11 protein-coding genes and 1 riboswitch are annotated in these 14,528 nt (G+C 60.3%); of the genes, 6 read left to right on the top strand and 5 right to left on the bottom strand.

What is annotated here, in order from left to right; all coding sequences use genetic code 11:
- The first annotated feature begins 9 nt into the window (after positions 1-9).
- The 4 genes from rutC to BLT55_RS00545 all read left to right on the top strand — a co-directional run bounded on the left by rutC (position 10) and on the right by BLT55_RS00545 (position 3,265).
- Positions 10-393, top strand: a complete 384-nt coding sequence (rutC, locus tag BLT55_RS00560) for a pyrimidine utilization protein C (protein ID WP_007252617.1) — start codon at positions 10-12, stop codon at positions 391-393.
- 32 nt (positions 394-425) lie between these two features.
- Positions 426-1,205 carry a pyrimidine utilization protein D gene (gene rutD, locus BLT55_RS00555; protein WP_055000607.1) on the top strand — a complete coding sequence of 260 codons (780 nt, stop codon included), beginning with the start codon at positions 426-428 and terminating at the stop codon, positions 1,203-1,205.
- Positions 1,206-1,232: 27 nt separating this feature from the next.
- The gene (rutF, locus tag BLT55_RS00550) at positions 1,233-1,787 is read left to right on the top strand and encodes an NADH-dependent FMN reductase RutF (protein ID WP_055000608.1); all 555 of its coding nucleotides are present in this window, start codon (positions 1,233-1,235) and stop codon (positions 1,785-1,787) included.
- A 290-nt stretch (positions 1,788-2,077) separates the two neighbouring features.
- On the top strand, positions 2,078-3,265 hold the full coding sequence (locus BLT55_RS00545) for an HD-GYP domain-containing protein (protein ID WP_055000609.1): 1,188 nt from the start codon (positions 2,078-2,080) through the stop codon (positions 3,263-3,265).
- 14 nt (positions 3,266-3,279) lie between these two features.
- On the opposite strand, the gene BLT55_RS00540 is transcribed toward BLT55_RS00545, so the two are convergent.
- The 5 genes from BLT55_RS00540 to BLT55_RS00520 form a co-directional block, all read right to left on the bottom strand.
- A complete protein-coding gene (locus BLT55_RS00540) occupies positions 3,280-6,012 on the bottom strand; it encodes a winged helix-turn-helix domain-containing protein (RefSeq protein ID WP_055000610.1) in 2,733 nt (910 codons plus the stop codon).
- A 229-nt stretch (positions 6,013-6,241) separates the two neighbouring features.
- Positions 6,242-7,606: a DUF1329 domain-containing protein gene (locus BLT55_RS00535; RefSeq protein ID WP_055000629.1), complete on the bottom strand. Its 1,365-nt coding sequence runs from the start codon at positions 7,604-7,606 to the stop codon at positions 6,242-6,244.
- 28 nt (positions 7,607-7,634) lie between these two features.
- A complete protein-coding gene (locus BLT55_RS00530) occupies positions 7,635-9,572 on the bottom strand; it encodes a DUF1302 domain-containing protein (RefSeq protein WP_055000611.1) in 1,938 nt (645 codons plus the stop codon).
- A gap of 311 nt (positions 9,573-9,883) precedes the next feature.
- Positions 9,884-11,566: a fatty acid--CoA ligase gene (locus tag BLT55_RS00525; RefSeq protein WP_055000612.1), complete on the bottom strand. Its 1,683-nt coding sequence runs from the start codon at positions 11,564-11,566 to the stop codon at positions 9,884-9,886.
- Between the two features lie 158 nt (positions 11,567-11,724).
- Positions 11,725-12,357 (bottom strand): LysE family translocator, encoded by a 633-nt coding sequence (locus BLT55_RS00520; RefSeq protein ID WP_055000613.1) that lies wholly within the window; start codon positions 12,355-12,357, stop codon positions 11,725-11,727.
- A 284-nt stretch (positions 12,358-12,641) separates the two neighbouring features.
- Here BLT55_RS00520 and BLT55_RS00515 point away from each other — a divergent pair, with 284 nt between their 5' ends.
- Together BLT55_RS00515 and BLT55_RS00510 are read left to right on the top strand one after the other, a co-directional pair.
- Positions 12,642-13,640, top strand: coding sequence for a class I SAM-dependent methyltransferase (locus BLT55_RS00515; protein WP_055000614.1), 999 nt, complete (start codon positions 12,642-12,644; stop codon positions 13,638-13,640).
- Positions 13,641-13,679: 39 nt separating this feature from the next.
- Positions 13,680-13,818: riboswitch (yybP-ykoY riboswitch) on the top strand.
- A gap of 69 nt (positions 13,819-13,887) precedes the next feature.
- The gene (locus tag BLT55_RS00510) at positions 13,888-14,472 is read left to right on the top strand and encodes a TMEM165/GDT1 family protein (RefSeq protein WP_007252605.1); all 585 of its coding nucleotides are present in this window, start codon (positions 13,888-13,890) and stop codon (positions 14,470-14,472) included.
- The last annotated feature ends 56 nt before the right edge of the window (positions 14,473-14,528 follow it).

Genomic DNA, 14,528 nt, shown 5'->3' with positions numbered 1-14,528 from the left:
GACATCAGCATGACCAAGAAAGCGATCATTCCTGCCGGCACCACCAAGCCCATCGCCCCGTTCGTGCCGGGCTCCATGGCCGACGGCGTGCTCTACGTCTCAGGCACCCTGCCGTTCGACAAGGACAACAACGTGGTGCACGTCGGTGACGCCAGCGCACAGACCCGCCACGTACTGGAGACCATCAAAAGCGTGGTCGAAACCGCTGGCGGTACGTTGGACGATGTGACGTTCAACATGATCATGATTCGCGACTGGGCTGACTACGCCAAGGTCAACGAGGTGTACGCCGAGTATTTCGCGGGCGAGAAACCGGCCCGTTATTGCATCCAGTGCGGCCTGGTGAAACCCGAAGCCCTGATCGAAATCGCCAGCATCGCCCATATCGGCTGAGCACTGATCTCAAACCGTTTCGGAGAACGCGCATGTTCCATGAAATCCATCGCTGTCAGCATGCCGATGCGCCGCTGCTGGTGCTCAGTTCCGGGTTGGGCGGGTCCAGCCGTTACTGGGCCGATGACCTGGCCGTGCTGACCCGCGACCATGACGTACTGGTCTACGATCACGCAGGGACCCGGCGCAGCCCTGCAGTGCTGCCGCCGGATTACTCGATCCGCCACATGGCCGTCGAACTGCTGACCCTGCTCGACACGCTAGGCATCCAGCGTTGTGATTTCATGGGCCATGCACTGGGCGGGCTGGTCGGCCTGGAGCTGGCGCTGCTGCGTCCTGACTTGCTGCAACGCCAGATCCTGATTAACGCCTGGAGCAGCCCGAACCCGCACAGCGCGCGCTGTTTTTCCATTCGCAAGCACCTGCTGTTGAACAGCGGGCCGCAGGCTTATGTGCAAGCACAGGCGCTGTTTCTTTATCCCGCTGACTGGATCGCCGCCAACAGCGCCCGCCTGGCCGATGATGAAGCCCATGCGCTGGCGCATTTCCCGGACACCGACAACCTCCTGCGGCGTATCAATGCGCTGGAAAGCTTCGACATCGAAGCGCAACTGAGCCAGATCGACACACCGACGCTGTTGATTGCCAACCGCGATGACATGCTGGTGCCCTGGCAGCAATCGCTGCATCTGGCCGAAACGTTGCCGAATGCCAGGCTGGAATTGCTGGACTACGGCGGCCATGCCTCCAGCATCAGCGACCCACCGCCGTTTCGGCGCGCGGTGCTCGATTTTCTCGACGCTCGCTCCTGAATGCCTATTCCTGAAAGGACTCTTGCCATGCGCACCCAGACTCAACCCTTAAACCCGAACAGCCCCATTTTGCCCGCCGACAGTGCAGCGGTCAGCCAACTGGCCTTTCGCGATGCGATGTCCAGCCTGGCGGCAGCGGTCAACGTCATCACCACCGATGGCCCCGGCGGACGCGCCGGGTTTACCGCCACCGCCGTGTGCAGCGTGACGGATCAACCCCCCACCTTACTGGTCTGCATCAACCGCTCGGCGTCGGTTTACGACACCTTCATCGGCAATGGCACGCTGTGCGTCAACACGCTGGATAACAGTCAACAGGCCCTGTCCAACCTGTTCGGCGGCAAGACCACACAGCAGGAGCGTTTTGCTGCAGGCCAGTGGCTCAGCGGTGTCACCGGCTCGCCCATACTGGACGGCGCAAAACTGGCCCTCGACTGTCAGATGACCCGGTCCGTGAGCGTCGGCACGCATGACATTCTGTTTTGCGAAGTCGTGGATATCCGGCACCAGAGCGAAACCGAGGCACTGGTTTATTTCGGCCGCCGATACCACAGCCTGCCAGGCACACCGGCAGTGGTCTGAGAACACAAGGCGCTCAGGTGTAACGAGCGTGTCAGAAAACCTTCAGAGCCGCGTTTCGTGGACACTGTCACGAGGCAGCTGACGGGTTTTTGACGCGCAACAAATAGACATGATTTTTCCGCTGGCAGGCCCGTATACTGGCATAACGAGATCGGGATGATCCTTGTAGTCAGTGAGGTAAAATCATGTCGATCGGTACACCCTGCACGCTGCTGGTGCCTGCCGGCAATCTGCCGCACGCCCGTTACTCTCCCCCGCGTGCGTTCATGTCAATGCATGGGTGACTGAGCATGTTGAAAAAGATCCCTGTCGCCCAACTCGCCCTCGGCATGCATATTCATAAATTCTGCCGCTCGTGGACCAACGACCCGTTCTGGATCGGTCTGGTTGAAGTGGTGCTTGAAGACGTTGACGTACTCAAACGCATTCAGCAGTCGGATACCCGGGAAGTCTGGATCGAGACCAGCAAATACCGCGCGGTCACAGCACCTGCAGCACTCGAGCCTGCGCCGGCATCGCATGACGTCGCTCCGGCAAATCTGGACAAGGAAATCCTCCGCGCCCGGGTCATTTGCGGCCGGGCCAGAGAAGCCGTGATGAACATGTTCACCGAAGCCCGCATGGGACGGGCCATGGACGTCGACGATGTACTGCTGCTGGTCGAGGAAATCTCCAACTCGATTCTGCGCCACCCCCATGCGCTGATCAGCCTGTCACGCCTGAAGACCTCGGACGAATACACCTACATGCATTCAGTGGCGGTCTGTGCGCTGATGGTCGCGCTCGCCCGACGCATGGGCATGCCGGATGAACAGATACGCGAAGCGGGTGTGGCAGGGTTGATGCACGATGTCGGCAAGATGATGATCGACCCGGAAGTGCTCAACAAACCAGGCCGGCTGACCACTGAAGAGTTTGTGGTCATGAAAGCCCATCCGGAACTGGGTCTGAAAATCCTCAAGGAAAACCAGCCGGTGGCGCCGGCGGTCATGGACGTTTGCCTGCATCACCACGAAAAGGTCGATGGCTCGGGCTACCCGCACGGCCTGGAAGGCGATCAGATCAGCCTCTTTGCCAGAATGGGTGCGGTGTGCGATGTGTATGACGCGATTACCTCCGACCGGCCCTACAAAAAAAGCTGGGGCGTCGCCCATTCGATTCGCGAAATGGCCTCGTGGAAAGGCCACTTCGACGAGGTCGTGTTTCAAAGCTTCGTCAAAACCGTGGGCATCTACCCGATTGGCTCACTGGTACGGCTGGAAAGCGGACGGCTGGGCGTGGTGATCGAGCAGAGTGAGAAGTCGCTGCTCAAGCCGAAAGTGAAAGTATTCATGTCGGCACACACCGGCAAAACCTTTGCGGCGCAGATTATCGACCTCGAAGGCTCTGTAGAGCGTGATGCCATCGTGAAAATCGAGTTACCGGCCGACTGGGGTCTGAACGATATCGACACGCTGTGGGCAGGCAAGGCAGGCTGATCGCCCGCCCCCTCTCAGCCCAGCAAACCGAGGATTTTCGCCCTCGCCACCGCCTGAGTCCGCCGCTCAACGCCCAGCTTGCTGTTGATGTGACTGGCGTGGGTCTTGACGGTGTGCAGGGAGATAAACAGTTGCTCGCTGATTTCCTGATTCGAACAGCCTTGGGCAATCAGTTGCAGCACACCCAGCTCTCGCACGCTCAGGCAATCGTTGCCATGCGCAGGCTCCGGCAAGGCGGGCGCAGTGCAGGGCGGAAGTTTTTCCAGCAAGGCATCGCGCACCGTGCCGGGTGGTGCCTGGAGCAATTGTTCGTGCAACCACCGGGCATGCTCGCCCAGCAAAACCCTGAAGGGCAACAGCGCGCCTCCGGCGGCGACCTGCAAACAACGCAGCAACAGGTTCCGCGCCTCATCCTGCCGCGCCTGCCCCAATAACAATCCGATCTGTTGAGTCATGGCGATCAGTTGCAGCAATTGCGAACCGAACTCCTGCGCGCGCTTTTCCAGTGCCTGCAAACGCTGTTCGCTGGCCTGACCCTCGCCTTTCAGGCGCTCGAGCATGGCCCGCTGCAATTCAACGTGTTGCGGCAGTTGCGGATGACACTCCGGGGCCGCAGCGCCAAGGCCACCGTTGTAGGTGTGAGTCAAACGCAGCAGCCAGGCTTCGGCCAGGTCGATGCGCCCTTGCGCCAGCCACAACTCGCATTTCACCAGGGTAAGCATGCCCAGGTAGTAAATCGGTGGCACGTCCCAGATGTGCATCAACCTCTCGGCTTCGGCAAGCTGCGCAAACGCCTCGGCAAAGCGACCGGCACAGCCCTCCATCGTGGCAATCAGGCAATGCCCGATCAGCACGCTGATGTCACGGCAGGCGCGAGCTTCGGCCAGACCGGCGAGGACCAGTGCCCGACCTTCATCGACCTGCAGGCGCAACGTCAGCAGGTAGCCTTCATACAGCGTCAAACGCGCGCGAACGGCGTACAGCCTGCCGCTAGAAAAGCCTTTGAGTCGCTGCTGCCCCTGACGCACTTCTTCCATCGCGCGGATGATTTCGCCACGCGCTTGCAGCGCTCTGGCCCGGTCGTAATGCGCCAACGCCTCGAACAGCGGATTGGCAACCCGCTGCGCCAGTTCGAGCGCGTCCCGGTTGAGTACCTTGGCACGCCACAGATCCCCGTTGGCAATCGCCAGGTTGGCCAGCGTCGACAGGCAGACCAACCGCTGGCCATAGCGTTTTTCCGGCAGCGTGAGCAGCGCCTCACTGCAACAGCGCTCAGTTTTTTCGCTGTCGCCACGCCCGCGAGCAATGATGCCGCTCAGCGCCAGCCATTGGGCGAGCATGGATCTCTGTGCGGTGGCAGACGGCGCAGGCAGGAATCGGCTCAACTGACTGGCCAGCTCTTCAGCGGCGTCCAGCTGACAGGCCAGCCCCAGCGCCCATGCGTACAGCACGATCAGGCGTGGTGTGCTGGTCAGCAGATCGTCCGGCAAGTCCATCTTCCAGCGCAGCAACATGCCGACATTCTGCTCGGCCAGCAATTGCTCTTCGGAGAGGTTCTGCACCAGATTGGCGGCCACGTCCAGATGCCCGGCGCGCAGGGCGTGCTCGACCGCCTCGTCCAGCAGGCCCTGGGCACTGAACCAGCGGCAGGCATTGAGGTGCAGACGGGTGGGCTGCGGCCCTGACGCCTGCCGCGCGCGCAACAGATCGGAAAACAGGTGGTGATAACGAAACCAGTGACCCTGCTCGTCCAGCGGCACCAGAAACACCTGATGCGCTTTCAGGTAACGCAACATGTCTTCGCTGTCGTGACTGTCACGGGTGGCGTCGCACAGCGCGACGCAAAAGCGCTCCAGGCAGGCGGTGTCATAAAGAAACGCTTGAACATCGGCGGGCAGACAGTCGATGACCTCTTCGAGGAGGTACTCGCGAATCAGCACTTCGCTGCCGCGCAACGCCTGCGGCAAGGCATTGCCATCGCCCGCTTCGGCGGCCGCGAGCAGCCAGAAACGCAGCCCCGCCACCCAGCCTTCGCTGCGCACGATCAGGCTTTGCAAGGTCTCGCTGTCGAGCGCGCGACCTGGCTGGTCCAATACTGCAATGGATTCGGCAGGCGTCAGGCGCAGGTCCTGCTCGCCGATTTCGAGCACCTGCCGCGACAGACGCAGACGCGCCAGATGCCAATTCGGCCGCTGCCGGCTGGTCACCATGACCACCAGCCCGACCGGCAGACGGTTGAGGAAAAACTGCAGACAGCGATCGAGCACCTGCCCTTGCGCCAGATGATAGTCATCGAGCACCAGCAACAGCGGCTTGCTCAGCATCAGGTGCATGGCCAATTCGTCGAGTAAACCTTCGAGCCATTCTTCGAACGCAAACGGCTGATGACGCTGACGCATCTTCAGCAGGCCCATGGCCTGGGCGCCCAGTTGCGGAAAGAACTGCTGAAGGCCGGCGAGTACCCGCTCGAGGAAGCGGCCCGGATCACTGTCCCGAGCACTCAGGCCCAGCCAGACGTTCTGCCACTGGCTTGGCAAACCCTGACAAAACTCCACCGCCAACGAGCTTTTGCCAAACCCGGCCGGGGCGCAGACCAGCAACAAACGACCGCTCAGGCCGGTGTCGAGGCGCTGGCACAGGCGAAAGCGAGGAACATAGCCCTCGGGCAGCGGTGGACGAAAGAATCGACCTTCCAGCGCAGAAGTTGCGCTGTCTGCAAACCCTTGCATACGGGACAGATCGGTCATGGCCGGCTCGTGTGGGAATCGTTGGTTCTGCGTCGCGATGTTCGGAGACTAGCGGGTAAATCTCTACCGTTGAAAGCTCATCACCGAAAAGACTATAACAAAATTCCTACAGCTTATGAGCCCCATGAACAGACGCAAAAAAGCCCCAATCAAGGGGCTTTCATGCGAATCAACAGCTTATCGGTCTGCGGTATGTATCAACCGACGCTACACGCGTGTATTCATGGCTTCAACGCACGCCTTCCTGACGCAACGCGTTGGGCGAGAAGTCGCTGGTGCCCGCAGTGAAACCGAACTCGTAGGCCCTCTTCTCTTCGTTTTTCATGCCAAGGGCCACGTAGCGACCGGATTGCAGGTCGTAGAGGGTCTCCACGGCGTACCACGGCACTTGTTTGTCGTAGTAGTTTTCCGAGTGCGCTTCGGCGACCCGCCACAGCTGGCCGCGCCCGTCGTAATGGTCGATGACCGCCGCCTGCCAGGTGTCTTCGTCAATGAAGAAGTCGCGCTTGGCGTAGATATGCCGCTGGCCTTCCTTGAGTGTCGCGGTCACGTGCCAGACGCGGCGCAGTTCATAACGGGTCAGGTCCTGGTTGATGTGACCGGCCTTGATGATGTCGGCGTATTTCAGCGTTGGGTCGTCCAGCTTGTGGCTGTTGGACGCGATGTACATTTCCTGCTTGCCGATCAGTTTCCAGTCATAGCGATCCGGGGCGCCGTTGTACATGTCGAGGTTGTCGGAAGTCCGCAGACCGTCAGAAGCCGTACCGGGGCCGTCGTAGGAAACCTGCGGCGCACGACGCACGCGGCGCTGACCGGCGTTATACAGCCACGCCGAGCGCGGTTCGGCCACTTGGTCCAGGGTTTCATGCACCAGCAGCACGCCACCGGCCAGCCGCGCCGGAGCGGTCACTTCCTGCTTGAAGTAGAACAATATGTTGCCCGGATTCTTTGGATCGAAATCCCTCATCTTGTCGCGGAACACGAACTGATCGGAGAAATACACCAGGCTGTACGAGCCATTGGCCTGCGGCGTCGCTTGAGTGACCAGCCGCTTCACACTGCCGCCGCGGTAGCGGGTGATGTGGTTCCAGATGACTTCGACGCCGCTGGCCGGAATCGGGAAGGGAATGGCTGTGTCGAAATTCTCCAGGCCGCTGCCGCCACCGACCAGTTTGGTGGAGGTCGCGTTTTTCCTGATCGCGGCAAACACTGCATCTGGCACCGTGGCACCGCGATGGGTCGGGTACACCGGAATCCGATAGCTGTCCGGATAACGCTTGAACATCGCGTATTGGCCCGGTGCCAGCTTGTCCTTGTACTGCTCGACATTGGCCGCCGTGATGATGAACAGCGGTTTTTCACTGGCGTACGGGTTGGCAAGGAAACCCTTGCTGTCGACCGCGCCGGCATTTTTCGGCATCGGGCTCCAGGCGGAAATCGTATTGGCCGCATTACCGGCCTTTTCTGCCCCCATCGGAGTCAGGGAAGTGCCCAGCTTTGCCGCTTCGGATTCGGAAACCGCCGCCATCACCCCGGTCGCCAGCAACGACATCCCCAGTACACTGGCTTGCAACAGACCTTTTGTTATTTTCATGTTCATCGTCATCCTGAAAACCATGCTCTTAGAAGTTCATGCCGAAGCTGAGCGCTACGAAATCCCGGTCGTCCACCGTGGTGTACTTGCCGTCGAAGAAGTTGGTGTAGGAAAGGTTCGCGGTGTAGGTGTTCTGGTATTCGGCATCGACCCCCAGACTGACCGCCTTGCGACCCTCTTCGAAGTTACCGCCCGGGCCAGGTGAATAGCCTTTGACGTCATGCGACCAGGCCACGCTCGGCCGCAGGTTGATGCCGGCGAACACGCTGTTGTAGTCCCAGATGGCACGACCGCGATACCCCCACGAATTGGCGGTAGTGAAGCCGTCGTCTTCGCAGTAGCGGGTCAGGTTGTTCTGCTCTGCGCCAGTCAGCGTACCGGCGTTGAGGGTTGCGCACTGGCCGCCCGGCAATGGACCCGGGCCATACACCGGGTCGCGGCCGTAGCGGATTTTCGAAGTGCTTTCGAGACCGCCGACGTGAGTCCAGCCCACCTCGCCCACCAGAGTCAGACGCTCTGCGCCCATGACCTGATCGAAAAACTGGGTGAACGTGGTTTGCAGCTGGGTGATTTCCTTGCGGCGATAACCCGGCTGGTCGGTGTTCGGCCGTCCGCTCAGCAACGACACGTTGGGGTTGAGCGGCGAAATGCCCGAGTAGAGGATGTCGGTGGTGTTGACCTGTACCGGCGCGTTGGGACGGTAGCTGATCTCGCCGCTCCACGCGGTGCCGGTAGGCAAGGTGGTCGAGAAGCTCAGACCATACAGGCGGATGTCTTCGGGGTATTCGACGTAGTAACTGGAGTTGCCCGCCACCACGACTGGCAAAAGCGTCGGCGCCAGTCGTGTCGCGGTGGCGACCGGAATCCCGTTGCGCACCAGCGAACCGACCAGCCCTTGCGGACTGAACGACGCAGCCGAACCACCGCGTCCGCTGAAAATCGGCGCGCGGCTGTGGTAGTTCATCATGTATGCGCCGAACTCGGTGTCCAGCGGCTCGTAGTTGTAGCGCATGGCGAAACCGAACTGGCCGCTGTCGCGCGCATCGCGATCACCGCCACGCCGCACCACCGCCCCCTCGTCCGGATTGCCGAACACAACGCCCTGCTGCGACAGCGAATTGAAAATTGCCCCGCGCGCGCCTGCTGGCAGACCGGCGGCGGCCAGCGAACTGTTCAGGCCGCTGCGACTGCGCAGCACCGCCAGGTTGCTGTTACAGCCATCAGCGATGACATCCGGCTGCGAGAAGAAGGTGCCGCAGTTGTCGACGACGGTCTGGTCCCATTCCAGCTGGTAGAAACCTTCGGCAGACAGGTTATCGGTCAGGTTCTGCGACACGTAGAACATGTTGACCGGAATCAGACCTTCCTTGATTTCCGAGCCGGGACGCCGGAAGGCCGACACATCGACCGGGTTGACGCTGTTGATACCGCCCTGAATGAAGGTACTTTCGCCCCAACTGATGACCTGCTTGCCGAAGCGCACGGTGCCGGGCTGATCAGCGATGGCGTAGTTGTGATAGACGAAAGCATCGAGCAACTGGAACCCGGACGACTTGGCGCCCTCTTTGCGGCCCGAGTCGCTGATGTCCTTGAACTCACGGTTTTCATCCTTGAGTTCGAAGTCATACCAGTATTTGCCACGCAGAAACACACCGGAGTCGCCGTACTTCAGCTCCAGATCATGAATGCCCTTGAAAATCTTCGAAAACGTCTCCCCACGTTTGAAGTTCAAGTGACCGTCATCGGAGGTCTGCGACAGACCACGCCCGCCGTTGTTGGCCCCGATCAGGTTTTTGTTGGGGCTGGCCGTCGACCAGCTGGCGCCCACCGACAGCGAAGAATCGAAACTGCCTTCGATTTCACCGACGTTAAAGGTCACGCCGAAGGCCGGTCCGGCCAGTGACGAAGCAAGACTCACGGCCAGAGGCAGCTTTGCCCGCCGCCAGAACAGGGTTGTGGTAGTCATCGATGCTACTCCGTGTGTTTTATTGTTATGGCAGTGGGAAGATCCAGAAAACCTTCAGTCATCGGGTCAACGCTCACGCCAGGTCCGCTGTGTCTCATTCCCTGTGGCGACTATAGCCAGCAGACTTCGTCACTTGATCCCTCTAAAGGGTGATTTGCAGGACCAACGCCTCTGGCCCGCTCGTTTTCGAGCGGCTGCGCGAAAAAGCTCAGGCGTGGAGAATGGCTGAAACTGGAAATTTGGCAAGTCGCAGAGCAGGACCTGCGGCGCAGACGCTTGCCGTACCCGACGGGTACGGCGAGCGTCGATCTTCAAAGTGTGGAGAGAAACGCGCTGTTGCTGTTTTGCCACTCGACGATGTCCAGGCGCATGCGTTTTTTATCGAGCTTGCCGACACTGGTCTTGGGAATTTCAGTAACAAGCGCGATCTGGCTGGGAATCGCCCACTTGTTGATCTGACCTTGCTCGACAAAAGGCTTGAGGTGTTCCTTCAATTGCTGCGCGTCGAACTGATGACCGTCGCGAATCACCAGCAAGGCAAACGGCCGCTCGCCCCATTGCGGATCGGCAATACCGACCACCGCCACTTCGCGCACAGCCGGATGGCGGCTGCACAAGTCTTCGAGCTCCAGTGACGAAATCCACTCGCCGCCGGTCTTGATCACATCCTTGATGCGGTCACGAATGTCGATGAAGCCCATGTTGTCCAGCGTGGCCACATCACCGGTGTGCAGCCAGCCACCGGCCCACAGTTCGGCACCTTTCTCGGGCTCGCCGACATAGCTTTCGGTCAGCCACGGCGCGCGCAGCACCAGTTCGCCCTGGGTTTCGCCGTCAGCGGGCAGGAAGTTGCCCTGCTGGTCGATGATCGCCGCCTCGACCAGCATGCCGGGAACACCGGCCTTGATCCGGTAGGTAATGCGCTCGTCTTCGCTGCCGGCTTTCAGTTCTTCGTTGATGTGCGCCACAGAAATCAGCGGCCCGGTTTCCGACATGCCGTAGGCGGCGGTGAGCTGGATGCCCCTGGCCTTGGCCGCCTGATAGAGGCTGCGGGTCAGGGCGCTGCCACCGATGATGATCTTCCAGCCGCCGAAATCGGTACCCTGCGCGCCTTTGGCGTTGAGCAGCATTTGTAGAATGGTCGGCACGCAATGCGAGAAGGTCACTTTTTCTCTGCGCCACAATTCGACCAGCAATTCGGGTTCGTAGCGGCCGGGATAGACCTGTTTGAGCCCGAGCATGGTCGCAGCATACGGAATGCCCCAGGCATGCACGTGGAACATCGGCGTGATGGGCATGTAGACGTCTTCGGTGCCCAGCAGCCGGGTGCTGTCGATGGAACCTATGATGGTCGCCAGGCCCAGGGTGTGCAGAACCAGTTGCCGATGGGTGAAATAGACACCCTTGGGGTTACCGGTGGTGCCCGTGGTGTAAAAAGTGGTCGCGACCGAATTTTCGTCGAAGTCCTCGAACGTGTAATCGGGGCTGGCAGCCGCCAGCAATTCTTCGTATTCGCCGATCAGATTGGGCAACTCCGCGGTCTTTTCTGGCTGATCGGTCAGCAAAAGAGTCTTTTCGACCGTGGTCAGGTGTCCGGACATGGCCTGATACAAGCCGACGAACTCGCTGTTCACCAACACCAGGCGGTCATCCGCATGATTGATGGTGAAGGCGATCTGCTCCGGAGACAGCCGGACGTTGACGGTATGGATCACCGCACCAATCATCGGAATCGCAAACATGCATTCCAGGTAGCGGTGGCTGTCCCAGTCCATCACCGCCACGGTATCCCCGGCTTTCACGCCGGCGGCCGTCAGTGCATTGGCCAAGCGACAGATGCGTTCGTTGAGCGTCGCGTAGGTGAAACGGACAGCATCCCGGTAGACGATTTCGCGCGTCCTTTCATAACGACGGCCGGATAACAGCAGGCTTTTGATCAGCAGAGGGTACCGGTGAGCGCCCTCGGCAGGCGGCAGAACACGAGTCTGTAACATAGGGGTCCCTTTTCAAAGTCCACAGGCGAGGCTGGAAATATGGACGCTAGAGCCCTGCTCTGCCAGTCAAATACCGTGAAATCGGCGTTAGAAATGGCGCCTCGCGACACGGTCGGCGGACAAACAGGTGGGTAAAACCCTCGTTCTACCCACTAATTTCAGCGAACTTCGGTCAATGCGAGTTTGATACCTAATGCGACCAACACGCCGCCCATGGCTCGATCGAACCAATGGCCCATGCGCGCAAAACCGGCACGAACCCGTGCCTGGCTGAACAAGCGCGCCACCAGACAAAACCATGCCGCCGTGGCCAACGCCAGATACACGCCATAACCGGCCTGCACCAGCAATGGCGTATGCGGGTTGATCACCACGGTGAACAGCGAGAGGAAAAACAGCGTCGCTTTGGGGTTCAGGCCGTTGGTGACGAAGCCACTGATGTAAGCGCCCTTTGCGGTGTGCTCACCAACCAACTTCGTGGTCGCCGCTTCGTCGCTCGCCGCAGCCGGTCTGGCGAGCAAGGCCTTGATGCCGATGTACAGCAAGTACGCGGCCGCCGCCCATTTCAATGCGTTGAACAGCACGATCGACTGGGAAACGATGATCCCGATCCCCAGCAGCGAATAGCCCACATGCAGGAAAATGGCAGAGCCAACGCCTAGCGCCGCCCAGGTACCTGCCTTGCGCCCGTGGGTGACGCTTTCGCGCACCACCACCGCAAAGTCCGGCCCGGGACTGGCAACGGCCAGCAGGTGGATCAGTGCAACGGTAAGAAATTCTGCCCAGTACATGTGGGGCCTCCTGAACGGGTGATGACGGACCTGGCAGATTACGCTGTCTGATGCCTTCGTAACAGATGCCGGCATTCCGACGCTGGAGCGTACAGCGTCATACCTACGTTCCAAGGGGCTTAAACCGCAGTCACGGCGTGCATAAAGATCACTGTGGGAGTGAGCTTGCTCACGAAGACGTTGGTCCAGACGCTCCTTTTTCCAGAGCTGTACTGACTCCTTCGCGAGCAAGCTCGCTCCCAAGGAGGCCATGTTAGACTCCGCGCTTTTTCAGGAGCCCATCCATGGACCCGCGCAGTGAAGTGTTACTCCGTCAGCCTGAGTTGTTTCAAGGCTCGCTGTTGTTGGTCGGGCTGCCCGCCGATGACCTGCTCGGAAAACTGCCGAATGCGCGCGGCTGGTGCTGGCATGCGGGCGATCAGGCGGCGCTGGATGCGCGCTTTGAAGGGCGCGTGGATTTCGGCGTCGAGGCGCCACAGACTGCCTTCGATGCGGCCGTGCTGTTCCTGCCCAAGGCCCGTGACCTGACCGATTACCTGCTCAATGCGCTGGCCTCTCGACTCGCCGGGCGCGAGTTGTTTCTGGTCGGCGAAAAACGCGGCGGCGTTGAAGCCGCAGCCAAACAGCTGAGCCCGTTTGGCCGCGCACGCAAACTCGACAGCGCTCGGCATTGCCAGTTATGGCAGGTCACCGTCGAAAACGCCCCGCAGGCCGTCACACTGGAAAGCCTCGCCAAACCGTACCAGATCGAATTGCAGGACGGCCCGCTCACGGTGGTCAGCTTGCCGGGGGTATTCAGCCACGGACGTCTTGATCGCGGTTCGGCGCTGCTGCTGGAAAACCTCGACAAGCTGCCAAGCGGCAATCTGCTCGACTTCGGTTGCGGTGCCGGTGTGCTCGGCGCGGCGGTCAAACGTCGCTACCCGCACAACGAGGTCATCCTGCTGGACGTGGATGCTTTCGCCACCGCCAGCTCACGCCTGACGCTGGCAGCCAATGGCCTAGACGCTCAGGTCATGACCGGCGACGGCATCGACGCTGCGCCCATGGGGCTGAACACGATTCTGAGTAATCCACCCTTCCATGTCGGGGTGCACACCGACTACATGGCAACAGAAAACCTGCTGAAAAAAGCCCGCCAACATCTGAAATCAGGCGGCGAACTGCGCCTTGTGGCGAACAATTTTCTGCGTTATCAGCCACTCATCGAAGAGCATGTGGGCTACTGCCACGTCAAAGCTCAGGGCAACGGTTTCAAGATTTACAGTGCCAAACGCTCTTGAAAATAAGCGCTTGCCGAAACGTTTTTGCGGAGGCAGAATCCGCTCCGTCCTAGGGGAGTAGTCTCCCACGAGCGCCATGCTCGTCCGGCACGTATCAACATACTTGGTCCTCAGACCATGGTACGTGCGACCCGGAATCCGCTCAGACGGATCAGTGGTTTGACAAGACCTATGACACGAACACCTTACCCGGGGCGGGAAGGCTGTACGTGTCATAGCCGTGTCGACCCGCCCCTCAGGAACCCTGATGCTGGAATCATTCCTCGTCCCTACCGCTGTCGTTGCGCTCGCCGAAATCGGTGACAAGACGCAGTTGCTCGCGCTCATTCTCGCCGCCCGTTTTCGCAAGCCCTGGCCGATCATCGCCGGCATTGTCGCCGCAACCCTGGCCAACCATGCGGCGGCCGGCGCGGTTGGTGCGTGGTTCAGCACCTTCCTGTCCGATGCCGTTCTGCACTGGATTCTCGCCGCCAGCTTCACGGCCACGGCGCTGTGGACGCTGGTGCCTGACAAGATGGACGACGACGAAGCCAGCACCACGCGTAAGTTCGGCCCGTTCATGACCACTCTGATCACGTTTTTCATTGCTGAGATCGGCGACAAGACGCAGATCGCCACGGTGATGCTGGCAGCGCAGTATTCTCATCTGTGGCTGGTCATTATCGGCACCACACTGGGCATGTTGCTGGCCAATGTGCCAGTGGTGCTGGCGGGTAATTTCGCGGCGGACAAGTTGCCGCTGACGCTGATCCGTCGCCTGGCGGCCTGCGCGTTTTTCGTGCTGGCGCTGGTGGCAGTTTACAAGGCAATGCAGGTCAGCGGCTGGGTGTGATGATGCCCTGTAGCGATGCGGTCAATGCCGCGGCGCTACAGGGACTTTTCAGCCAA

The sequence above is a fragment of the Pseudomonas cannabina genome, from assembly GCF_900100365.1.
GTDB classification, from domain to species: Bacteria; Pseudomonadota; Gammaproteobacteria; order Pseudomonadales; family Pseudomonadaceae; genus Aquipseudomonas; species Aquipseudomonas cannabina.
Note: the sequence above shows the minus strand (reverse complement) of the source record. Positions and strands in the feature narration are given on the sequence as shown.